The organism is Streptomyces sp. NPDC020845 (assembly GCF_044334165.1).
In the GTDB taxonomy this organism is placed as follows: Bacteria; Actinomycetota; Actinomycetes; order Streptomycetales; family Streptomycetaceae; genus Streptomyces.
Genome location: NZ_JBIRSJ010000003.1, coordinates 156,623 through 178,258, shown reverse-complemented (window position 1 = coordinate 178,258; position 21,636 = coordinate 156,623). Strand labels below are relative to the sequence as shown.

Annotated in this window: 20 protein-coding genes and 1 tRNA gene; 3 read left to right on the top strand and 18 right to left on the bottom strand. The window is 70.9% G+C overall.

What is annotated here, in order from left to right; genetic code table 11:
• Position 1: 1 nt before the first annotated feature.
• The 12 genes from secD to pgsA form a co-directional block, all read right to left on the bottom strand.
• Entirely contained in the window at positions 2–1,816 is a 1,815-nt protein-coding gene (gene secD / locus ACH4U7_RS08110) for a protein translocase subunit SecD (protein WP_398527154.1), read from the bottom strand.
• Positions 1,817–1,964: 148 nt separating this feature from the next.
• Positions 1,965–2,444: a preprotein translocase subunit YajC gene (gene yajC / locus ACH4U7_RS08105; protein ID WP_398527502.1), complete on the bottom strand. Its 480-nt coding sequence runs from the start codon at positions 2,442–2,444 to the stop codon at positions 1,965–1,967.
• A 238-nt stretch (positions 2,445–2,682) separates the two neighbouring features.
• Positions 2,683–3,759: a Holliday junction branch migration DNA helicase RuvB gene (gene ruvB, locus ACH4U7_RS08100; protein ID WP_398527153.1), complete on the bottom strand. Its 1,077-nt coding sequence runs from the start codon at positions 3,757–3,759 to the stop codon at positions 2,683–2,685.
• A gap of 92 nt (positions 3,760–3,851) precedes the next feature.
• Positions 3,852–4,466, bottom strand: a complete 615-nt coding sequence (gene ruvA / locus ACH4U7_RS08095; protein ID WP_398527152.1) for a Holliday junction branch migration protein RuvA — start codon at positions 4,464–4,466, stop codon at positions 3,852–3,854.
• A complete protein-coding gene (gene ruvC, locus ACH4U7_RS08090; protein WP_014174997.1) occupies positions 4,463–4,996 on the bottom strand; it encodes a crossover junction endodeoxyribonuclease RuvC in 534 nt (177 codons plus the stop codon). The genes ruvA and ruvC overlap by 4 nt, the downstream gene beginning before the upstream one ends.
• A 137-nt stretch (positions 4,997–5,133) precedes the next feature.
• Positions 5,134–5,886: a YebC/PmpR family DNA-binding transcriptional regulator gene (locus ACH4U7_RS08085; protein WP_398527151.1), complete on the bottom strand. Its 753-nt coding sequence runs from the start codon at positions 5,884–5,886 to the stop codon at positions 5,134–5,136.
• A 62-nt stretch (positions 5,887–5,948) separates the two neighbouring features.
• Positions 5,949–6,530 (bottom strand): pyridoxal 5'-phosphate synthase glutaminase subunit PdxT, encoded by a 582-nt coding sequence (pdxT, locus tag ACH4U7_RS08080; RefSeq protein WP_398527150.1) that lies wholly within the window; start codon positions 6,528–6,530, stop codon positions 5,949–5,951.
• 103 nt (positions 6,531–6,633) lie between these two features.
• Positions 6,634–7,548: a pyridoxal 5'-phosphate synthase lyase subunit PdxS gene (gene pdxS / locus ACH4U7_RS08075; protein WP_358703787.1), complete on the bottom strand. Its 915-nt coding sequence runs from the start codon at positions 7,546–7,548 to the stop codon at positions 6,634–6,636.
• Between the two features lie 167 nt (positions 7,549–7,715).
• Complete coding sequence (locus tag ACH4U7_RS08070; RefSeq protein WP_398527149.1) at positions 7,716–8,255, bottom strand: hypothetical protein; 540 nt, start codon at positions 8,253–8,255, stop codon at positions 7,716–7,718.
• A 60-nt stretch (positions 8,256–8,315) separates the two neighbouring features.
• Entirely contained in the window at positions 8,316–9,479 is a 1,164-nt protein-coding gene (locus ACH4U7_RS08065; protein ID WP_398527148.1) for a glycosyltransferase family 4 protein, read from the bottom strand.
• A gap of 10 nt (positions 9,480–9,489) precedes the next feature.
• The gene (locus ACH4U7_RS08060) at positions 9,490–10,428 is read right to left on the bottom strand and encodes a phosphatidylinositol mannoside acyltransferase (RefSeq protein WP_398527147.1); all 939 of its coding nucleotides are present in this window, start codon (positions 10,426–10,428) and stop codon (positions 9,490–9,492) included.
• The gene (pgsA, locus tag ACH4U7_RS08055) at positions 10,425–11,093 is read right to left on the bottom strand and encodes a phosphatidylinositol phosphate synthase (protein WP_398527146.1); all 669 of its coding nucleotides are present in this window, start codon (positions 11,091–11,093) and stop codon (positions 10,425–10,427) included. The genes ACH4U7_RS08060 and pgsA overlap by 4 nt, the downstream gene beginning before the upstream one ends.
• Positions 11,094–11,273: 180 nt before the next feature.
• Between pgsA and ACH4U7_RS08050 the strand changes: the two genes are divergently transcribed.
• Positions 11,274–13,487, top strand: coding sequence for an elongation factor G-like protein EF-G2 (locus tag ACH4U7_RS08050; RefSeq protein ID WP_398527145.1), 2,214 nt, complete (start codon positions 11,274–11,276; stop codon positions 13,485–13,487).
• 183 nt (positions 13,488–13,670) lie between these two features.
• The gene (locus ACH4U7_RS08045) at positions 13,671–15,326 is read left to right on the top strand and encodes a hypothetical protein (protein WP_398527144.1); all 1,656 of its coding nucleotides are present in this window, start codon (positions 13,671–13,673) and stop codon (positions 15,324–15,326) included.
• A 132-nt stretch (positions 15,327–15,458) separates the two neighbouring features.
• Here ACH4U7_RS08045 and ACH4U7_RS08040 read toward each other — a convergent pair whose 3' ends face one another.
• From ACH4U7_RS08040 to ACH4U7_RS08025, 4 genes are all read right to left on the bottom strand, one after another.
• Positions 15,459–16,019 (bottom strand): HIT family protein, encoded by a 561-nt coding sequence (locus ACH4U7_RS08040; RefSeq protein WP_398527143.1) that lies wholly within the window; start codon positions 16,017–16,019, stop codon positions 15,459–15,461.
• 92 nt (positions 16,020–16,111) lie between these two features.
• The gene (thrS, locus tag ACH4U7_RS08035) at positions 16,112–18,091 is read right to left on the bottom strand and encodes a threonine--tRNA ligase (RefSeq protein ID WP_398527142.1); all 1,980 of its coding nucleotides are present in this window, start codon (positions 18,089–18,091) and stop codon (positions 16,112–16,114) included.
• Positions 18,092–18,223: 132 nt separating this feature from the next.
• Positions 18,224–19,450, bottom strand: coding sequence for a hypothetical protein (locus tag ACH4U7_RS08030; protein ID WP_398527141.1), 1,227 nt, complete (start codon positions 19,448–19,450; stop codon positions 18,224–18,226).
• Positions 19,450–20,028, bottom strand: a complete 579-nt coding sequence (locus ACH4U7_RS08025; protein ID WP_014175010.1) for a DUF4365 domain-containing protein — start codon at positions 20,026–20,028, stop codon at positions 19,450–19,452. The genes ACH4U7_RS08030 and ACH4U7_RS08025 overlap by 1 nt, the downstream gene beginning before the upstream one ends.
• Positions 20,029–20,189: 161 nt before the next feature.
• Between ACH4U7_RS08025 and ACH4U7_RS08020 the strand changes: the two genes are divergently transcribed.
• A complete protein-coding gene (locus ACH4U7_RS08020; RefSeq protein ID WP_398527140.1) occupies positions 20,190–20,915 on the top strand; it encodes a 3'-5' exonuclease in 726 nt (241 codons plus the stop codon).
• 109 nt (positions 20,916–21,024) lie between these two features.
• Here the strand turns inward: ACH4U7_RS08020 and ACH4U7_RS08015 are convergent.
• Together ACH4U7_RS08015 and ACH4U7_RS08010 are read right to left on the bottom strand one after the other, a co-directional pair.
• Positions 21,025–21,096: transfer RNA gene (locus tag ACH4U7_RS08015), tRNA-Val, on the bottom strand.
• A 66-nt stretch (positions 21,097–21,162) separates the two neighbouring features.
• The gene (locus ACH4U7_RS08010) at positions 21,163–21,630 is read right to left on the bottom strand and encodes an SRPBCC family protein (protein WP_385630462.1); all 468 of its coding nucleotides are present in this window, start codon (positions 21,628–21,630) and stop codon (positions 21,163–21,165) included.
• Between the last annotated feature and the right edge of the window lie 6 nt (positions 21,631–21,636).

The window sequence follows — 21,636 nt, the reverse complement described above, 5'->3', positions numbered from 1 at the left end:
CTCACGCCTCCTTCGGGTCGGCGGGGGCGGGGGCGGTGGAGCGGCGGCTGCGGCGCAGCGGCGGCTTGGCGCCCAGACGCCGCGGATCCAGGCCGGACCACGGGTGACCGCTCGCGAAGAACTTGCGCCGGGCGAGGATCGTCATCAGCGGCTTGGTGAACAGGAACACCACCACGACGTCCAGCAGCGTGGTGAGGCCCAGGGTGAAGGCGAAGCCCTGCACCTTGCCGACCGTCACGATGTAGAGCACCGCGGCCGCGAGGAACGACACGAAGTCGGACACCAGGATGGTGCGCCGGGCGCGCGGCCAGCCGCGCTCCACGGCCGGACGCAGCGTGCGGCCCTCGCGGATCTCGTCCCTTATACGCTCGAAGTACACGATGAAGGAGTCGGCCGTGATACCGATCGCGACGATCGCACCGCAGACGGCCGGCAGGTTCAGCGCGAAGCCGATACCCGGGCCGAGCAGCACCATGATCGTGTAGCTCAGGGCGGCGGAGACCGCGAGGCTGGCCAGGGCGATCAGCGCCAGACCCCGGTAGTAGACGACCAGGTAGACCACCACGAGCGCGAGGCCGATGGCGCCCGCGATCAGACCGGCCTCCAGCTGCTCACCGCCGAGCGCGGCGGAGACGGTGGTCTCGTCCGCGATGTCGAACGACAGCGGCAGCGCACCGTAGGACAGCACGTTGGCCAGGTCCGAGGTGTTCTTCTGGTCGAAGTCAGGGCCGGAGATCTGGGCCCGGCCGCCGACGATGGACTCGTCGACCCTGGGGTCGGAGTAGACCTCGCCGTCCAGGACGATCGCGAACTGGTTCTGCGGCGGCTGCTGCTTGGCCAGCTCGCCGGTCACCTTGGCCCACTTCTTGCCACCGCTGCCGGTGAAGTTGAGCTCGACGATCCAGCCTCCGCCACCCTGGCTGTCGTAGACGGACGCGGCGTTCTTGACGTCGGTGCCCTCCACCTGGGACGGGCCGAGGATGAACTTGCGCGAGCCGTCCCGGTCACAGGCGACGACGGAATCGCTCGGCTTGGCGTTGGATGCCTTCTCCCTGGCCTTGGCCCGGTCCTGCGGGGTGGTGCACTCCAGGTCCGCGAGCTGCTTGGTCAGATCGTCGGCCTTGGCGGAGTCGCCCTTGGGGGTCTCGCTCGCCTTGGGCGTCTCGCTCGCCTTGGGGCTGCTGGAGGCGCTGGGGCTCTCCGAGGCGGTGGGCGTCTTGTCGGCCTTCAGGCCCTCGGAGACGGCCCGTCCCTGGCTGCTGCTCGAGGCACTGGCACTGCTGGACGCACTCGAGGTGGCCGTGGCCGTCGGGGTGGACGACGCCTTGCCCTTGTCGTCGCCCTTGTTGTTCTTGCCCGTGCCGGTCGCGGTCGGCGTGGGGCTGGTGGTGGGCTTGGTCTTCTTGCCGTCGGTGTAGGTCACCACCGGGCGGAAGTAGAGCTGGGCGGTGGTGCCGACCTGCGTACGGGCCTGTTTCGCATCCATCCCCTTGGGGATGTTCACGATGATGTGCTTGTCGCCCTGCGTCTGGACCTCGGCCTCGGACACACCCAGACCGTTGACCCGCCGCTCGATGATGTTGACGGCGGTGTTCATGTTGTCCGAGTTGATCGCGTTGGGCTTGCCCGGTTGGTTCTTGGCCTCCAGCGTGAAGCTGGTGCCGCCTGCCAGGTCGATGCCCAGCCGTGGCTTGGTGTGACCGGAGATGAACATCCCCGCGGTGAGCGCCACGATGGCTACCAGGATCGCGACCAGGGCGCGCCCGGGCCTGCCCTGTGACCCGGAGGACCTGCGGCCCTTCTTCGGTGCTGCCACCTTCTCGTAATCTCCCTGTCCAACCGCCCGGCATCGGGTGTGCGCCGGGCGGCCACGAAGTCTTGTGGGACGAACCCCCGCCGGAGCCTAGACCGTCCGGGAACCGCGGCGCGCCGAGCGGTGGCGCGCCACGGTTCCCGGAGCGGTACTACTTGGCGTCGGCGTCGTCGTCCCGCTTGTCCTCCTTCGGCGCGTCGGCCGCGGCCGACGGCTTGCTGAGGTCGGTCTTCTTGTCCTCGTCCGCCGCCTCGGTGTCGGCCGTCTCGTCCTCGGCCTCGGTGAGCGAGGAGGCGTCGTCGGGGACGACAGGGGTGTCGTCGGCAGCGTCGTCGGTGTCCACGTCGTCGGAGGGTTCGATCCCGTGCACGATCCGGTTGTACTCGGCGTCGTCGAGGACGGCTCCCACCGCGTTCTTCGCGTAGAAGGCGTGCACGCCGGGGGCGACCTCGAGGAGGACCGCGTCCTCGTGGACCTCCTTGACCGTGGCGTACATGCCGCCGATGGTCCGCACGCCGGTGCCCGGGCCCATCTGGTCACGCATCTGTGCGGCCTGGCGCTGCTTGTTCTTGGCCGACCGGGTCATCAGGAACATGGCCCCGATGAGCACGATGAACGGCAGGAGAGTCATATACACGGGACGGAAATTCCTTCACACGACCGCGGGGACGCGGCCTGGACTATGGGGTGGTCATGCCGTACCGGTCACGGACGGCATACGAACGGCATCGGCGGAGTCTAAGCGAGCCCGCGCCTATGGAACAACGCCCGGCGCGGCATGTGGGTTCCTCACCCGACCATAATCGGCTATCAGCCGTCTCAGGCCGCTCAGCTCTCCGTCTCCACCCTCCTCAGCCTCTTAACCCTTCTCAGCCCTCGAAAAGTCCCTGCTGGGCCGCGCCGCCCTGCTGCGGCGGGGTCAGCCCCAGGTGGGTCCAGGCCGCGGGCGTGGCGACCCGGCCCCTGGGCGTACGGGCCAGCAGCCCCTCGCGGACCAGGAAGGGCTCGGCGACCTCCTCGACCGTCTCCCGCTCCTCCCCCACCGCGACCGCCAGGGTCGACAGCCCGACCGGGCCGCCGCCGAACAGCTTGAGCAGGGCGGTCAGCACCGCGCGGTCCAGCCGGTCCAGGCCGCGGCCGTCCACGTCGTACACATCCAGGGCCCGGGCCGCGATCTCGCGGGTGATCAGGCCGTCCGCCTTGACCTGGGCGTAGTCCCGCACCCGGCGCAGCAGCCGGTTGGCGATACGCGGGGTACCGCGGGAGCGCCCGGCGATCTCGCCCGCGCCCTCGGCCTCGATGACGACGTCCAGCAGCCCGGCGGAGCGGTGGATGACGCGCTCCAGCTCGGCGGGGGCGTAGAACTCCATATGGCCGGTGAAGCCGAAGCGGTCACGCAGCGGGGGCGGCAGCAGCCCGGCCCGGGTGGTGGCGCCGACCAGGGTGAACGGCGGCAGCTCCAGGGGGATGGCGGTGGCGCCGGGGCCCTTGCCGACGATCACATCGACGCGGAAGTCCTCCATCGCCATGTACAGCATCTCCTCGGCGGGCCGGGACATGCGGTGGATCTCGTCGAGGAACAGCACCTCGCCCTCGGCGAGCGAGGACAGGATCGCGGCGAGGTCGCCGGCGTGCTGGATGGCGGGGCCCGAGGTGATCCGGATGGGGGCGCCCATCTCGGCGGCGATGATCATCGACAGGGTGGTCTTGCCGAGGCCGGGCGCGCCGGACAGCAGCACATGGTCGGCCGTCCCGCCGCGCTGCCGTGCCGCCTTCAGGACCAGGTCAAGCTGCTCGCGAACCCGCTCCTGGCCGACGAACTCGCCCAGGTCCTTGGGGCGCAGCGCGGCCTCGACCGCCTGGTCCTCGCCGTCGGCGTCGGCGCCCACCAGCCGGCCGGTGCCGGCGTCGTCGGCGGTGGCCGGTGCGGTCTCGTCCCAGTTCACGAAAGTCTCGCCTCGCGATGTCGTATCGGGCAGTGCGGCCGGGCGCACGGGCGGTCGCCGGGCCGGGTCAGGGTCTGCGGGGCGGCCCGCGGTCAGCGCGCCCGGTTCAGGGTCTGCAGGGCGGCCCGCAACAGCTGCGCCACCTGCGGGCTGCCGCCCGCGGCCACGGCCGCCTCGGCCTGCGGGGTGACGGCCACGACCGCGTCCTCGGCCTCCCTCGGCGCGTATCCGAGGCCGACGAGGGCGGTGTGCAGCTGATCGCTCCAGCCCGACGCGGGGGCGGCCGGCCCGCCGGGGCGGCCCACCGGCTCGCCGAGCCGGTCCTTCAGCTCGAGCAGCAGCCGCTGCGCGCCCTTCTTGCCGATGCCGGGGACGGCGGTCAGCGATTTCTCGTCGCCGGTGGCGACTGCGAGCCGCAGCGCATCGGGCGAGTGGACGGCCAGCATGGCCTGGGCGAGCCTGGGGCCGACGCCGCTGGCGGTCTGCAGCAGCTCGAAGACCTGGCGCTCGTCGTCGTCCGCGAAGCCGTAGAGGGTGAGCGAGTCCTCGCGTACCACGAGGGAGGTGGCCAGCCGGGCGGGCTGGCCGACGCGCAGCCCGGACAGCGTGTTCGGAGCGCACTGGACGGCCATGCCGATCCCGCCGACCTCGACGACGGCGGTGTCCGGGCCGACGGCCGCGACCGGGCCGGAAACGAACGCGATCATGAAATACGGCCTTTCGTGGTGCGGTGGGCGGCGACGGCCTGCTGGAGCCGGTTCATCGCTGGCGCCCGCCAGATGTGGCAGATGGCGAGCGCCAGCGCGTCGGCGGCGTCGGCGGGTTTCGGTGGGGCGTCGAGCCGCAGCAGCCGGGTGACCATCGAGCCGACCTGCGCCTTGTCGGCGCGCCCCGACCCGGTCACGGCCGCCTTGACCTCGCTGGGCGTGTGCAGCGCGACCGGCAGCCCACGGCGGGCGGCGCAGAGCATCGCGACCGCGCTCGCCTGGGCGGTGCCCATGACGGTCTGCACATTGTGCTGGCTGAACACCCGCTCCACCGCCACGACTTCGGGCCGGTGGGCCTCCAGCCACTCCTCCAGGCCGCGCTCGATCTCGACGAGGCGATCGCCGATCGGGGCGTCCGCCGGAGTCCGTATGACACCGACCCCGATCATCCGCAGCGGTCGGCCCGCGACCCCGTCGACCACGCCGACACCGCACCGGGTCAGCCCCGGGTCCACGCCCAGCACCCGCACCGCGCCCCTCCCCATCGCCGCTGTCCCGGCCTTCTCTCAGCCGTCGATCACCTGCTCGGCAGACTAGCGGGAGCCACTGACAGCGACGGGCCGGTGGGGTGTGTGTCCCCGCCGGCCCGTGTGCCGTTGGTGTCGCCTCAGGCGTCCACCTTGGCCATGACCTCGTCGGTGACGTCGAAGTTGGCGAAGACGTTCTGCACGTCGTCGCTGTCCTCCAGCGCGTCGATCAGCTTGAAGATCTTCCGCGCCCCCTCCTCCTCCAGCTGGACCTGCATGGTGGGCACGAAGTTCGCCTCGGCCGAGTCGTAGTCGATGCCCTCCTTCTGGAGCGCGGTACGGACCGCGACCAGGTCGGTGGCCTCGCTGATCACCTCGAAGGACTCGCCGAGGTCGTTGACCTCCTCGGCGCCCGCGTCCAGCACCGCGCCCAGCACGTCGTCCTCGGTCAGCTCACCCTTGGGGACGATCACCACGCCCTTGCGGTTGAACAGGTACGAAACCGAACCCGGGTCCGCCATGGACCCGCCGTTGCGCGTCATGGCGACGCGCACGTCGGAGGCGGCGCGGTTGCGGTTGTCGGTCAGGCACTCGATGAGCACCGCGACACCGTTCGGCCCGTAGCCCTCGTACATGATCGTCTCGTACTCGGCGCCACCCGCTTCGAGCCCCGCGCCGCGCTTGACCGCGCTGTCGATGTTCTTGTTCGGCACGGACTGCTTCTTCGCCTTCTGGATGGCGTCGAAGAGGGTGGGGTTGCCGTCGGGGTCGGCGCCACCGGTGCGGGCCGCGACCTCGATGTTCTTGATGAGCTTGGCGAAGAGCTTGCCGCGCTTGGCGTCGATCACGGCCTTCTTGTGCTTCGTCGTAGCCCATTTAGAGTGGCCGGACATCCGCCTGTCTCCTTCGCTTAACCCATTGCTGTACGAACGCCTGAGATCCTACCGGGACGGCGTCATCCCGCCGACCTCACGATGTCCACGAACAACGCGTGTACCCGGTGATCGCCGGTCAGTTCGGGGTGGAACGACGTCGCGAGCACATTCCCCTGCCGCACGGCGACGGCGTGGTCCCCGTATGTCGCGAGTACGTCGACCCCCGCGCCCACGGACTCGACCCACGGCGCCCGGATGAAGACGCCCTCGACCGGGCCGCCCTCAATGCCCTCGACCTCGATCGCGGCCTCGAAGGACTCGTTCTGGCGGCCGAAGGCGTTGCGGCGGACGGTCATGTCGATGCCGCCGAAGGTCTCCTGGTCGTCCCGGCCGTCGAGGATCTTGTCCGCGACCATGATCATGCCCGCGCAGGTGCCGTACACCGGCATCCCGGCACGTACCCGCTCCCGCAGCGGCTCCAGCATCCCGAAGATGACGGCGAGCTTGGACATGGTGGTGGACTCCCCGCCGGGGATCACCAGCCCCTGGACCTCGGCGAGCTCCTCGGCCCGGCGGACCGGCCGGGCCTCGGCGCCGGCCGCGGTGAGCGCGGCGAGGTGTTCGCGGACATCGCCCTGCAGGGCGAGCACTCCGATGGACATAAAACCTCTCGGGACGGAGCGGGAAAGAGGCAGACGGCCCGCGCGGGCCGTCCACCGGCAAGCGGTCGGTTCGTTACCGGCTGGTCTGTTACCAGCCGGTCCGTTACCAGCCGCGGTTGGCGTAGCGCTCGCCCTCGGGGAGGGTGTCGCAGTTGATGCCGACCATGGCCTCGCCCAGGTTGCGGGAGACGTCCGCGATGACCTTGGGGTCGTCGTAGAAGGTGGTGGCCTTCACGATCGCGGCGGCGCGCTTGGCCGGGTCGCCGGACTTGAAGATGCCGGAGCCCACGAAGACGCCCTCGGCGCCGAGCTGGCGCATCAGCGCGGCGTCGGCCGGGGTGGCCACGCCACCGGCGGAGAACAGCACGACCGGCAGCTTGCCGAGTTCGGCGACCTCCGCGACCAGCTCGTACGGGGCGCGCAGCTCCTTGGCCGCGGCGTACAGCTCGTGGTTGTCGAGGCCCTTGAGCCGGGCGATCTCGCCCTTGATCTGGCGCAGGTGGCGGACCGCCTCGACGACGTTGCCGGTGCCGGCCTCACCCTTCGAACGGATCATGGCCGCGCCCTCGGCGATACGGCGCAGCGCCTCGCCCAGGTTGGTGGCGCCACAGACGAACGGCGTGGTGAAGGACCACTTGTCACTGTGGTTGACCTCGTCGGCGGGGGTCAGGACCTCGGACTCGTCGATGTAGTCCACGCCGAGGGCCTGCAGCACCTGCGCCTCGACGAAGTGCCCGATCCGGGACTTGGCCATCACCGGGATGGAGACCGCGTTGATGATCCCATCGATCATGTCCGGGTCGGACATACGGGCCACGCCGCCGTCCTTGCGGATGTCGGCCGGGACGCGCTCGAGGGCCATGACCGCGACGGCGCCCGCGTCCTCAGCGATCTTCGCTTCCTCCGGCGTGACGACGTCCATGATCACGCCGCCCTTGAGCTGCTCGGCCATGCCGCGCTTGACGCGCGCGGTGCCGGTCTCCGGGGTCTGGGGCGTGCTGGCGGGCGTGATGGACACGTTTGACCTCACTCGATGATGAATAGTGTGATGAGCCCATCGTAGGGCCGTTCGATAGACAAAAGCCGCCCGGGTGCTCCCCGGACAAGGGCCAATCGCAGGCCAGTGGCCTCAGCTCGCCCGGTGCCGGCCCGTGGTACCGGCCTCCGGTCTCAGCTCACCCGGCCTCAGCCCATCCGGGCCGCGAAGGCCGCCGGAGGCTCGTCGTCCATCTCGAAGGCCATCGGGAACGGCGCATGGCCCGCGAGCCGGAACCAGCGCACCTTACGGTGCCGGCGCAGCGCCCGCGCCGCGCGCACCGCGTCATTGTGGAACCGCCGGGCCATCGGCACCCGCCGCACGGCCTCCGTCAGCTCGCCCAGCGCCGCCTCGCCCCCCGGCGCCTCGCGCACCACGTCGACCTGCGCGTCCTCCGCGAACACCGCGCGCAGCGCCTGGCTCAGCTCGCTCTCGGCGACCTCGCGCTGCTCCTCCTCCGCCTGCCGCGCCGCATGCGCGGCCTGGTACAGCACGATCGAGGACGCCGGATCGAGCACCCCGGCGGTGGCCAGCTCCTGCGCGACCGAGGCCCGGCGCAGCAGCTGCGCGTCGAGCGCCGCCCGCGCCGCGTCCAGCCGGCTGTGCAGCCGGTCCAGCCGCCCGGCGGTCCAGCTCAGATAGACGGCGACGAGGACCAATACAACCGCGATCCAGATCAAAGTGGTCACGCCGCGCCACGCTACCGCCTAGGCCCCAAACCCCCACCCACCCGGCGCCCCGGATCGCTCTCAGTCCCTGGCCAGCCGCCCCAGCCGGGCCCGCAGCCCGACGCGCTCATCGGCGGCCACCGACGCCGCCCCGTCCGTCACCGTCTCGTACACGGCCAGAATGTCCGCCCCGACCGTGTCCCAGTCGAAGCGGCGCACATGCCGGCTCCCCCGCTCCCGCAGCTCCGCACGCCGCTCCGGATCGTCCAGCAGCCGGATCGCGGCCTGCGCCAGCGCGTCCGCGTCCTCGTTTGCGAACAGCTGCCCCGCCGCTCCCCCGTCCAGCACCTGCGCGAACGCGTCCAGGTCGCTGGCCAGCACGGGCGCGCCCGCCGACATGGCCTCGACGAGGATGATGCCGAAGCTCTCCCCGCCCGTGTTCGGCGCGACGTACACATCCACGCTGCGCAGCAGCCGTGCCTTGTCCTCGTCGCTGACCATGCCGAGGAATTCCACCCGGCCGCGCATCTGCTCGGGCAGCGTGGCCACGGCCTCCTTCTCGTCGCCGCGCCCGGCGACCAGCAGCCGGGTCCGGGGCCGAGCGGCGAGGATCTTCGGCAGGGCCCGCATCAGGACCGGCAGGCCCTTCCGGGGCTCGTCGATACGGCCCATGAACCCGATCGTCTCGCCCTGCCACTCGCTCTTGGGCTCGGCATCGGCGAAGAAGCGCACATCGACACCGTTGGGGATGACGACCGCGTCCCCGCCCAGATGCTCCACCAGCGTCCGCCGCGCGTACTCGCTCACCGCGATCCGGGCGCTGATCTTCTCCAGCGCGGGCTGCAGAATCGGATACGCGGCGATCATCGCCCGGGAACGAGGGTTCGAGGTGTGAAAAGTCGCGACGATCGGGCCCTGGGCCGCCCAGCAGGCGAGCAGGCCGAGCGAGGGCGAGGCGGGCTCATGGATGTGGATCACGTCGAACGCGCCGTCGTGCAGCCAGCGCCGCACCCGCGCCGCCGAGAGGAAGCCGAAGTTGAGCCGCGCCACCGAGCCGTTGTACGGCACCGGCACGGCGCGCCCGGCGGAGACCACGTACGGCGGCAGCGGTGTGTCGTCGTCCGCCGGGGCCAGCACCGACACCCCGTGCCCCAGCCGGATCAGATGCTCGGCCAGGTCGCGGATGTGGAACTGGACGCCGCCGGGGACGTCCCACGAGTACGGGCAGACGATCCCGATTCTCATGTCCCGATCCTCACCGATTCTCCGTTCCGGAGCTGCCGTCGGCGCCCGGAGCGCCGGCGGGACGGGGCTCGAGATCCGCCAGCCACAGCCGCTGGAGCATGTGCCAGTCCTGCGGATGTTCGGCGATCCCGGAGGCGAACACGTCGGCGAGCTCCTGCGTCATGGCCGCGGCCTGCTCCGCGCTGGTGTCCATCGAAGGGACCTCGATGGGCGGATGCACCCGTCCCCGCATGACCGGGGACGCGTCGTACCAGAGGGTGACCGGCAGCAGCAGCGCACCCGTCCTTGCCGCCAGTATGGCGGGCCCGGCGGGCATCTTGGCCGACTCGCCGAAGAACTTCACCTCAACACCTGACGCCGACAGGTCCCGGTCCGCGACCAGGCACACCAGACCGCCCTCCCGCAGCCGCCGCGCCAGCGTCCCGAAGGCGCTGCCGCCGGTGTGCGGCAGCACCTCCATGCCCAGGCCCTCCCGGTAGGCCACGAAGCGGTCGTACAGCGACTCGGGCTTGAGCCGTTCCGCGACCGTGGTGAACGGCACGCCCAACTCGGTGGTGACCCAGGCCCCGGCCAGGTCCCAGTTGGCCAGGTGCGGCAGCGCCAGCACCACCCCGCGGCCGCTCGCCAGACCGTCCGTGAGGTTGTGCAGGCCCTCGGGGTCGAAGCCGCCGCGGACGCGCCGCTCGCTCCAGGCCGGCAGCCGGAAGGACTCCATCCAGTAGCGCAGATACGAGCGCATCCCGGCCCGGGACAGCTCGGCCAGGCGCCGCGGGGAGGCGTCCGGGACGACGCGGGCGAGATTGGCCTCCAAGCGCAGCACGCCCTTGCCGCGCCGCTTCCACGCCAGATCGGCGATCCGCTGCCCGAGCGCCACGGCGACCGGTTCGGGGAGCCTTTTGACCGTGCTCCAGCCGAGCCCGTACAGCGCGTCGGTCAGCTTCTCGCTCACCGCGTCTCGCCTCCCTGGACCACCGCCCGGTCCGCCGCGTCCGCCTCGGCGGCCTCACGGCGCACCGTCACCACACGCTGGATCAAGGTCACCGCGCTGCCGACGGCCACGATCCACAGCGCGATCGGCAGCAGAATGTCGATACCCGGCACACCGAACTTGTGCAGCCCGGAGAAGCCGCAGGCCACCAGCGAGATCACCAGCCGCTCGGCGCGCTCCACGAGCCCGTTGACCTTGACCGGCAGGCCGATGCTCTCGCCCCTGGCCTTGGTGTACGAGACCACCTGACCGCTGGCCAGGCAGAAGATCGTCACCGCACACAGCACATTGTCGTCCCCGCGCCCGGCGTACCACAGCGCCAGACCGCCGAAGATCGCGCCGTCGGCGACCCGGTCGAGCGTGGAGTCGAGAAACGCCCCCCAGCGGCTGGAGCGCCCCAGCTGCCGCGCCATATTGCCGTCGACCAGGTCCGAGAAGACGAAGAGGGTGATGACGACCGTGCCCCAGAAGAACTCACCCCGCGGGTAGAAGACCAGGGCACCCGCGACCACACCACCCGTCCCGGCGAGGGTCACCGCGTCGGGGCTGACCCCGAGGCGGATGAGCAGGGCGGCGAACGGGGTGAGAACACGCGTGAAGAATGCACGCGCGTACTTGTTCAGCATGGCCTTCCCGGGGGTCGAAACGGGCCGGGTGGTCAACAGGCCACCGGCTGGCCCATCGTAGTCACGCCCCGAGGGGCCGCCGCGCACGCATCGGGCGACGCCCAGATGTGCGACGTATGGACGCACCATGACCTCGGTGGAAAGCTCGAAGTATCGCAGATGTCGACCTGGAGGCGAGACATGGGCGACAAAACGAGCACGCAATCAGGGGCCGCCGGCAGGGCGGCGACGGCCGACCGGCCCGGCTCGGTGCGGAACGTGGTGCTGGTCGGCCACAGTGGTTCCGGCAAGACGACACTGGTGGAGGCCCTCGCGCTGGCGACCGGCGCGATCAACCGGGCGGGCAGAGTCGAAGACGGCGGATGCCTGTCCGACTACGACGAGATCGAGCACCGGCAGCAGCGCTCGGTCCAGTTGTCCCTCGTCCCCGTCGAATGGGACGGGGTGAAGGTCAACCTTCTGGATACCCCGGGGTACGCCGACTTCGTCGGGGAGCTGAGGGCCGGTCTGCGGGCAGCGGACGCGGCCCTCTTTGTCGTATCGGCGTCCCAGGACGCCCTGGGCATCGCGGGCGCGACCCGCATGGTGTGGGACGAGTGTGCGGCGGTCGGGATGCCGCGCGCCCTGGTCATCACGCATCTGGAGGCGGCGCGCGCCTCCTTCGAGGAGATGACCGAGCTGTGCCGGCAGACGTTCGGCGGCGATGACCCCGACGCGGTGCTCCCGCTGTATCTGCCGCTGCGGGGCGAGCATGGGCCAGAGGCAGGGGCAGCTGGTCACGCCCCTGTGACGGGGCTGATCGGCCTGCTGGCGCAGCAGGTGTACGACTACGCCACGGGCGTACGGACCGAGGCGGCACCGACCCCCGACCAGCTGCCGCTGATCGAGGAGGCGCGCAACCGGCTCATCGAGGGGATCATCTCCGAGAGCGAGGACGAGACCCTCATGGACCGCTATCTCGGCGGCGAGGAGATCGACGTCAAGACGCTCATCGGAGACCTGGAGAAGGCCGTCGCGCGCGGCTCCTTCCACCCCGTGCTGGCCGCCGCGCCCGCCGCCGAGGGATCCAAGCAGGGCCTGGGCACCACCGAGCTGCTTGAGCTGATCACCGGCGGCTTCCCGACCCCCCTGGAGCGGGAGGCACCCACCGTCACCACCCCGCAGGGCAAGCCCTGCCCGCGGCTGACCTGCGACCCCGAGGGCCCGCTGGCCGCCGAGGTCGTCAAAACCTCCTCCGACCCGTATGTCGGCCGGATCTCCCTGGTGCGGGTCTTCTCCGGGACGCTGCGCCCGGACGAGACCGTCCATGTGTCCGGGCACGGCCTGGAGGACCGCGGCCATGAGGACCACGACGTGGACGAGCGGGTCGGCGCCCTCTCCGCGCCCTTCGGCAAGGCGCAGCGCATGCTCAGCCAGGCCATCGCGGGCGATCTGGCCTGTGTCGCCAAGCTGAACCGCGCCGAGACCGGGGACACCCTCTCGGCCAAGGACCAGCCGCTGCTCATGGAGCCCTGGGAGATGCCCGACCCGCTGCTTCCCGTCGCGATCCGGGCCCACAGCAAGGCGGACGAGGACAAGCTCTCCCAGGGGCTCGGGCGGCTGGTCGCCGAGGACCCGACGATGCGCCTGGAGCAGAACCAGGACACCCATCAGGTGGTGCTGTGGTGTCTGGGCGAGGCCCACATGGACGTCGCACTGGAGCGGCTGCGCTCCCGGTACGGCGTACAGGTGGACGCGGTGCCGTACAAGGTGTCGCTGCGCGAGACGTTCGGGGCCCGGTCCGCCGGGCGCGGGCGGCACGTCAAGCAGTCGGGCGGGCACGGACAGTACGCGATCTGCGAGATCGAGGTGGAGCCGCTGCCCGAGGGCTCCGGCATCGAGTTCGTGGACAAGGTCGTGGGCGGGGCGGTGCCCCGGCAGTTCATCCCGTCCGTCGAGAAGGGCGTGCGCGCACAGGCGGCGCGGGGGGTGGCCGCGGGCTATCCCCTGGTCGATGTGCGGGTGACCCTGCTGGACGGCAAGGCGCATTCGGTGGACTCCTCCGACGCCGCCTTCCAGACGGCGGGCGCGCTCGCGCTGCGGGAGGCCGCCGCCGACACCCGGATCCATCTGCTGGAGCCGGTGGTCGAGGTGTCGGTGCTGGTGTCCGACGAGTACGTCGGCGCGGTGATGAGCGATCTGTCGGGGCGGCGCGGCCGGGTCGTGGGCACCGAGCAGTCGGGCGGCGGCCAGACGCTGATCCGCGCCGAGGTCCCGGAGATCGAGATCGGCCGCTACGCGGTCGACCTGCGATCGCTGTCGCACGGCACCGGACGGTTCAACCGCTCCTACGCCCGGCACGAGCCGATGCCCACGCAGGTCGCCGACCGGATCCGGGAACAGGCCGAAGCCTGAGGCACCTTCGCCGAGCGCCCGCCCCAACTCGCTTGGGGCGGGCGGCTGTCCACAGGTCCGTTCGGTGCGACCGGGTCGATTGTGGGTAGTTGTCCACAGGGAGGCGACGCCCTGGCGACAGGGACGGCACACCCCGATACGCTGAGGTCGCAGCTCAAGCAGCATGCGGTATTGGGGGCGTTGGTGACGGCGGACGTATTCGACTTCAGCCCGGGGGCGCAGATCCCGCTCTCCGGAGCGGCAGGCCAGACCGAGGTGACGCAGGCGCTCGCCTCGGCCGCCTACCGCGACAGCGAGGTGGCCAAGCTTCTCGACGCCAACTCGGAGTGGACGGTCTCCGAGGTCAAGCCACCGAAGATCTCTCTGTTCGAGCCCAACCTGGGCGAGGCTTTCTCGCGCGCGGTGCAGCTGCGGATGCTCGGCGGCGGCCGCGGCCAGGTGATCCAGTCCTTCGGCATGGAGCCGCAGACGGTGGTCGAGCACTGCCTGGCGGCCAACCGCATCCGTAAGACGCGGGACGCCCGGCTCACCGCCGTCATGGTGATCTTCGGGCTGCTCTTCCTCCCCGGGGTGCTGCTGTGGCTCGGCGCCTTCCAGCTGCGGCGCACCATCGCCGGGTCCAAGGACAAGCGGATGGGGGCGCTGGGCACCCTCCTGATGGCGGCGCTCGCCGTGGTGACCCTCATCTTCCTGATCAAGCTCCCCTTCGACGGGTTCTGGGGCCTGTATCTGCGCGGCGTGGTCGTCGCCCCCGTCATCGGGTGGTACGTGGCCAAGCAGATCAGCGAGCGCACGGCCAAGAACCTCCGGGAGGCCTGGAGCGGCCTCCTCTCGGGCGGCGGGATCGGCGCCAAGGTCCCCGAGACCGTGCCGAACCACCCCGGCCAGACCTCGGCCGAGGAGCTGCGCAAGGCGCTGCACAAGCTCACCGCGGAGCAGTACAGCAATATCGTCTTCTACGCCGGCCCCAAGGGGATACTCGGCATGGGCACGCGCTGGGGCAGCTGGCAGCTCGCCGAGGACCTGGTGTCGGCCGACCCCGACAAGGAGATCGACCCGTTCCGCAGCTGGGACGTGATACGCGCGATCCATGACCAGCTGCGGCTGCTGGAGCGCACCCCGCTGCACACCGGAGGCTTCCCCACCCCCTCCGTGCGCCACTGGGTGGTCTCGCCCATCGGCGAGGGGGCCAAGTCGGTGGAGCGCGGCGGCACCTCGGAGGAGGAGGGCTTCCAGATAAAGGGCGTCGAGCTGCAGCGGATCTGCGACGAGCAGCAGTTCAACTCCGGCGACCGGCACTATCTGGGCGTGCAGTTCGTCCTCTGGGACGGCCAGTTGGTGCTCACCCTGCTGATCACGGTGACCCTGCTGCACAAGACGATGCGGATCGAGGTCACCGGCCATGCGCTGGGACCGGTGCACCCCCTGTTCACCACCAAGCCCTCCGCGCCCTCCAAGACGGTCAGCAAGACCTTCAAGTTCTGGGAGACCAAGTCCATACCGCTGCCGCTGGTGAACGCGAAAGAGGTGGTGCGGCTGGCCGTCCGCGCCCCCTTCACCTGGTACCCGCCGCTGCTGGACTACCTGGGCGGGAAGCTGGTCCTGCCCGAGCCGTTCGGCCTGCGCCACGCCTGGGCGGACAAGCCCTGGCGGCACCGCTTCATGGCGGACGACGCGCTGCGCACCGCCACCCCGGTGCTGCGGGTGGTCCACGAGGCGGCGATCGGCGTGCTGAAGAACCACGGCGTGGACACCGAGCGCTTCGGCAACCGCTCCCTGGCGCTCAGCGGCCAGGTCCAGGACGTGGCCCCGAAGAAGGCCGACCTCTACGACGCGTAAGGCTCTGCGACGTGTGAGGCTCCATGCCGCGTAAGCGGTGACGGCCCCGGGTTCCGGCAGCGCTGCCGGAACCCGGGGCCGTCACCATGGAGGCCGCCGCCGTGGAGGCCGCCGCTGTGGGAGGGCCAGACGTTACGCCTGCGGCCAGGCGTCGGCGAGCATCCGGCGGGTGTCAGCCAGCAGTTGCGGCAGCACCTTGGTGTTGCCGATCACGGGCATGAAGTTGGTGTCCCCGCCCCAGCGCGGCACCACATGCTGATGCAGATGGGCGGCGATTCCGGCGCCGGCGGCCGCCCCCTGGTTGAGCCCGATATTGAAACCGTGGGCGCCCGAGGCGGTACGCAGCGCGACCATAGCGGCCTTGGTGAACTCCGCCAGCTCGACCGTCTCCGCGGCATCCAGCTCGGTGTAGTCGGCCACATGCCGGAAGGGGACGACCATGAGGTGTCCGCCGTTGTACGGGTAGAGATTCAGCACGGCGTAGACATGCCGGCCCCGAGCGAGAATCAGTCCGTCCTCATCGGACTTCTCCGGAATGGAGCAGAAGGGGCAGCCGTCCCCGGCACCCGGCCCGGTGGGCTTGTTCTCGCCTTGGATGTACGCCATCCGGTGGGGTGTCCACAGGCGCTGGAACGCGTCGGGCGTTCCCACTCCGATCTGCTGCTCCGGCTCACTCGTCATGCGGGCCAGCATATTCGTCCGAGGCTGATCAGGATGCGGTGAGGGGCGACCCCGTTCGGGGCCGCCCCTCGAATGCACACCCCCGCGTCAGCAGGGGAAGCGCGTCACACCTGGATCCGGCGCTCCACCGCGTCAAGGATCTCCGCGATCGCCTCATCGCGGGGGATACCGTTCTTCTGCGAACCGTCCCGGTAGCGGAAGCTGACCGCCCCGGCCGCCATGTCGTCGTCACCAGCGATGATCATGAACGGAGTCTTGGCGCGCTGAGCATTGCGGATCTTCTTCTGCATCCGGTCCGAGGACGAGTCGACCTCGACCCGCAGCCCCTTCGCCTTGGCCTCTGCCGCGAACTCCTCCAAATACGGCACATGGCTGTCGCCGATCGGGATGCCCACCGCCTGGACCGGCGCGAGCCAGACCGGGAAGGCGCCCGCGTAGTGCTCCAGCAGCACCGCGAAGAACCGCTCGATGGATCCGAACAGGGCCCGGTGGAGCATGATCGGCTGTTGCCGCGAGCCGTCCGCCGCCGTGTACTCCAGCTCGAACCGGGCGGGCTGGTTGAAGTCGACCTGGATGGTCGACATCTGCCAGGTCCGGCCGATGGCGTCCTTCGCCTGGACCGAGATCTTGGGCCCGTAGTAGGCCGCGCCGCCCGGGTCCATGACCAGCTCGAGGCCCTGCTTCTCGGCGGCCTGCCGCAGCAGGTCGGTGGCCTCGGCCCACTGCTCGTCCGACCCGATGAACTTGTCGCTGTCGTCGCGGGTGGACAGCTCCAGGTAGAAGTCGTTCAGACCGTAGTCGCGGAGCAGGTCGAGCACGAAGGTGAGCAGGGAGTCCAGCTCGTCCGGCGCCTGCTCCCTGGTGCAGTAGATGTGCGAGTCGTCCTGGGTGAAGCCGCGGGCCCGGGTGAGGCCGTGGACGACGCCCGACTTCTCGTAGCGGTAGACCGTGCCGAACTCGAACAGCCGCAGCGGCAGCTCTCGGTAGGACCGCCCGCGCGCCCGGAAGATCAGGTTGTGCATCGGGCAGTTCATGGCCTTGAGGTAGTAGTCCTGCCCCTCGAACTCCATGGGGGGGAACATGCCCTCCATGTAGTGCGGCAGGTGCCCCGAGGTCTCGAACAGCTTGGCCTTGGTGATATGCGGGGTGTTGACGAACTCGTAGCCGGCCTCTTCGTGCCGCTTCCGCGAGTACGCCTCCATCTCCCGGCGGATGATCCCGCCCTTGGGGTGGAACACCGCGAGGCCCGACCCCAGCTCGTCGGGGAAGGAGAACAGGTCCAGCTCGGAGCCCAGCTTGCGGTGGTCGCGCTTCTCGGCCTCCACCAGGAAGTCCAGATACGCCTTGAGCTCGTCCTTGGTCGGCCAGGCGGTGCCGTAGAGCCGCTGCAGCTGCGGGTTCTTCTCGCTGCCCCGCCAGTACGCGGCGGCGCTGCGCATCAGCTTGAACGCCGGGATGTTCCGGGTGGTCGGCAGGTGCGGCCCCCGGCACAGGTCCTTCCAGCACAGCTCGCCGCTCTTCGCGTCGAGGTTGTCGTAGATGGTCAGCTCACCGGCGCCGACCTCGGCCGACGCGCCCTCGGCGGCATCCGCGGCCGACCCCTTGAGCCCGATCAGCTCCAGCTTGTACGGCTCGGCCGCCAGCTCCTCGCGGGCGGCCTCGTCGGTGACGGGGCGGCGGGAGAACCGCTGGCCCCGCTTGATGATCTCCTGCATCTTCTTCTCGATGCGCTTGAGATCGTCCGGGTGGAACGGGGTCTCGACGTCGAAGTCGTAGTAGAAGCCGTCCTTGATCGGCGGGCCGATGCCGAGTTTGGCCTCCGGGAACAGCTCCTGCACGGCCTGCGCCATGACATGCGCGGTGGAGTGGCGCAGGATGTCCAGACCGTCCTGGCTGGTGATCTCGACCGGCTCGACCTCGTCGCCCTCGGCCAGCTCGTACGCCAGGTCCTTCAGCTGCCCGCCGACGCGCGCGGCCACGATCGAGCGATCGCCGTCGAACAGGTCCGCCGCCGTAGTGCCCGTGGTCACCACGCGCTCTTCCCGCTCGGAATCGCGTTGGATGCTCACACGGACGTCTGACACCGGTCTCTCCTGACTGATGGATCACTCGGAGCAGCGATTGCTGCGCAGCGTGAATCGTACCGAGCCGGAGGGCCGGACCGCGAAACGGTTACGGGGACGGCTACAGGGAGCGATCGACGCCAGGGCTCGGGGTCAGGGCTCGGGGCATCCGTCGCCGTGCTCCTCCTCGGGCCCGCCGCAGGCCTCCTCGAAGAAGTCCAGATTCTCCTGGAGCGACTTCAGCAGCCGGTCCCGCTCGGCCTCGTCGACCTGCACCGGGGTGACGTCCCTGGCCCCGGTGATCCGCCGGAACCCGCCCCGGCTCTCCAGTCTGCCGCTCACCCGGATGGGCAGCCCCACCAGATGTGCGTGTCCCGCGATCCGGTAGTCGTCCTCCTCCAGCGCTATCCGCACCTGCCCCACCTCGGCGCCGGCGAGCACCCGCAGCCGGACCGTCCCGGGGCCGCCCGGTCCGGTGCGGCGCAGCCGCACCACCGCACCGGTGACCCGCACCGGCACCGACGGCTCGGCCTGCTCGTAGCGGGCGCCGGCCTCCCGCAGGGCCGGCAGATCGCCGGGGCTGAACTCCACCGGCTCCGGCCGGAGCGCCGAGCCGTGCGGCGGGCCGGCCCCGGGCGACCACTCCAGCGCCACCCGGGCCCCTTCCGTCCCCTCGACAAGGGCGACGACGGCCTCGGTCAGCTCACGGCTCACGCCCGCCTCCACGGCGGTGTCGAACGCCTCCATGCCGCCGGTGGTCCGCTGGTAGTCCACCGCATCGCGGAGCGCGTACAGCGCGCGCAGCAGGGTCCCGGTGACGGCCCGCCCGTGCTCCACCGGTACGAAGACGGTCAGCTCGCGCCCGCCGGGACCGGCCGGCCCGATCAGCACGTGCTCCAGCCACGCCTCGGCCTCGCGGCGGTGGCGCGCCCCGTAATAGCCAGCCCGCCCCCGGGCGGCGAGCGCCCCGGCCAGCAGCGTGGCGCGGGCGGCGGCGCGCAGCCGTTCCTGCGCGGTCCAGGCGGGGGCGCCCGTACGGGGCTCGGGCACCTCGCGGCGCCAGCGGATCTCGTCGCTGGGCACCGCCAGGCCGATCAGCACCTCGCGGGCGGACGGCGCGGCGCTGCGGGCCAGCGCGGTCACCGCCTCGCCCAGCAGATCGCCGCTGTCGGGGAACTCCCGGCTTTCGGGCACCAGCAGGCTGGTGCCGCCGGTCAGGTCGCCGGCCGGTGTCCAGCGCGCGTACCGCCCCACCGCTCCCCCGCGCCGCCGCCAGCCGTGCCGGGCCAGCAGGGCGCCGAGCACGGCCGGGTCCACCTGGTCCGGGGACGGGGTGGGCACGGCGGGTGCGGGCTCCTCGGTCGGGCGGTACCGGTCCATCAGGGTTTCCCTCCCGCCCCGACCCGGGACATGATCTCGCAGAGCGCGCGGTCGTCGAAGATCCTCGAGGTCGGGATCCGCACGGTGGTCCGGCGGCTGCCCGTGACGGGGTGGCCGGCCAGGTTGGTCCAGTAGCAGCAGTGGCGCAGCGCCAGACGGTCGTGGCCGGCGCGCACCCAGTCGTCCCGGGCGCGCGGCACGATCATCACGACGAGGATCTTGTGGACCGAGACCGGGGTCCGGGCCAGCTTGATCAGGTGGTCGTTGTCGAGGGTGAAGGAGAAGGTCGGCCCGGGCGGGCGGGGGGCGATCTGGTACGTGGCCTTGAGCTGCACCTTGATCGTCACTTCGTCGTCGACGGTGTGCCCCCGCGCGCTGTGGCTGAGGTGCCAGTCGATGCCGTGATCGGGGAAGGGCTGCGCCAAGGAGCAGCCGGCGGCCGCCGCGACCGCGTGCAGATAGCCGACCTGCAGGGTCTCCATACAGGCGGTGGTGGCGAGGGAGCCTCGCGGCGGTGCGATCCGCTCGGACAGCAGACTGCTCGCCGGCGTGGCCGGGTCGGGCTGCGCGAACGCCATGTCGTCGAGCGCCTTCCGGAATTGCCGGATTGGTACACCAGTGTTGTCTCCGCGTCAGGAGCCCGGCAAACGGCGGCGGTTCGGCCCACCCTCGACGGGTATCACCAGGTGGGGCGGGGTCGTAGATGCCATTTGGTGAGCGAGCACGAGGAGTTGAGGCCATGCCGTCCTGGTTCGAGGGGCCTCTCGCCGCATTCGACACGGAGACCACAGGGATCGATGTAGAGCAGGACCGGATCGTGTCGGCCGCTTTGGTGGTCCAGCGGGGGGCCGGGACTCTGCCGGAGGTCAGGCGCTGGCTGGTGAGCCCGGGGATACCGGTGCCGGAGGCGGCGAGCGCCATACACGGGCTGACCGACGCCCATCTCCAGCGGCACGGCAGGTGGCCGGCCCCGGTGGTGGACGAGGTGGCGCGGGCGCTGGCCGAGCAGTCCGCCCGGGGCACCCCGGTGGTGGTGATGAACGCGCCGTTCGATCTGACCCTGCTGGACCGGGAGTTGAAGCGCCACCGCAATGCGAGCCTGTCCACGTATGTCTCCCTGCGCTCACTGGCCATCCTCGACCCCCGGGTGCTGGACAAGCACCTGGACCGCTATCGCAAGGGCCGACGCACGCTCACCGATCTGTGCGCCCATTACGGCGTGGAGTTGACGGGCGCGCATGACGCGGCGGCGGACGCCACGGCCGCCCTGGAAGTGGTGCGGGCGGTGGGCCGCCGCTTCACCTCCCGGCTGGGCACGATGACGCCCGCGGAGCTGCACGACCGGCAGACGGTGTGGTATGCGGCGCAGGCCCGCGGTCTGCAGGCGTGGTTCGCGCTCAACGGCTCGCAGGAGGTGTGCGACCCGGCCTGGCCGATGCGGCCGGAGCTGCCCGCCGCGGCGTAGGCCCGCCGGATACGTGTCGAGGCCCGGATACCTGTCAGGCCCGGATACGTGTCGAGGCCCGGATAAGGGTTGAGGCCGGACCGCCTGCTGGCGGCCCGGCCTCATGAGGTGGGCGATACTGGGTTCGAACCAGTGACCTCTTCGGTGTGAACGAAGCGCTCTCCCACTGAGCTAATCGCCCCGGGTGTCCCGGCGGGGTCCTCCCCGGTGGAACGACCTGAACAATACAGGTCGCGGTGGGTTTCGTTCAAACCGAATGCGCCCCGGGCGGCGGCGCGGCCAGGTAGGCCCGCAGCCCTCGCCGCCCGCCGCGCATCATCAGCGCATGGTTGAGGCGGAAGAGGGGGCGGCCGGGGAGCGCGAAGAGGCGCAGCAGCGGCTTGCGGACCACCACATCCTGCTCGAAGAGGGCGCGTGCGCCGCTGCCGCGGGCGGTCACGGTCCAGCGCGCCCACCCCTCCAGATCGCCGGAGAACGCCAGCTCCAGCACCCCCGCCGCCGGGTCCTGACAAGCCTCGCGGACGGTGATGACCAGGTCGTACGGAATCACGGAGCGGAAACGGGCGGTGCCGGTCCGCTCGTCGCTCCTGACCGCCTCCCGGACCTGCGGCCACCACCGGGGATACTCGTCGCCCGCGGCGAGCAGCCGGTAGACGGCGGCGGGCGGGGCGTCGAGGTCCCAGTGGCTCCGGAAGCGGTAACGGCACCAGTCCATCTCTCC

What these genes read in the sequence shown, in the direction of transcription:
- yajC (WP_398527502.1), bottom strand. Translation starts at nt 2,444, where the DNA reads ATGACTCTCCTGCCGTTCATCGTGCTCATCGGGGCCATGTTCCTGATG.
- ruvA (WP_398527152.1), bottom strand. Translation starts at nt 4,466, where the DNA reads ATGATCGCGTTCGTTTCCGGCCCGGTCGCGGCCGTCGGCCCGGACACC.
- ACH4U7_RS08085 (WP_398527151.1), bottom strand. Translation starts at nt 5,886, where the DNA reads ATGTCCGGCCACTCTAAATGGGCTACGACGAAGCACAAGAAGGCCGTG.
- pdxT (WP_398527150.1), bottom strand. Translation starts at nt 6,530, where the DNA reads ATGTCCATCGGAGTGCTCGCCCTGCAGGGCGATGTCCGCGAACACCTC.
- ACH4U7_RS08065 (WP_398527148.1), bottom strand. Translation starts at nt 9,479, where the DNA reads ATGAGAATCGGGATCGTCTGCCCGTACTCGTGGGACGTCCCCGGCGGC.
- pgsA (WP_398527146.1), bottom strand. Translation starts at nt 11,093, where the DNA reads ATGCTGAACAAGTACGCGCGTGCATTCTTCACGCGTGTTCTCACCCCG.
- ACH4U7_RS08050 (WP_398527145.1), top strand. Translation starts at nt 11,274, where the DNA reads ATGGGCGACAAAACGAGCACGCAATCAGGGGCCGCCGGCAGGGCGGCG.
- ACH4U7_RS08040 (WP_398527143.1), bottom strand. Translation starts at nt 16,019, where the DNA reads ATGCTGGCCCGCATGACGAGTGAGCCGGAGCAGCAGATCGGAGTGGGA.
- ACH4U7_RS08030 (WP_398527141.1), bottom strand. Translation starts at nt 19,450, where the DNA reads ATGGACCGGTACCGCCCGACCGAGGAGCCCGCACCCGCCGTGCCCACC.
- ACH4U7_RS08025 (WP_014175010.1), bottom strand. Translation starts at nt 20,028, where the DNA reads ATGGCGTTCGCGCAGCCCGACCCGGCCACGCCGGCGAGCAGTCTGCTG.
- ACH4U7_RS08020 (WP_398527140.1), top strand. Translation starts at nt 20,190, where the DNA reads ATGCCGTCCTGGTTCGAGGGGCCTCTCGCCGCATTCGACACGGAGACC.
- ACH4U7_RS08010 (WP_385630462.1), bottom strand. Translation starts at nt 21,630, where the DNA reads ATGGACTGGTGCCGTTACCGCTTCCGGAGCCACTGGGACCTCGACGCC.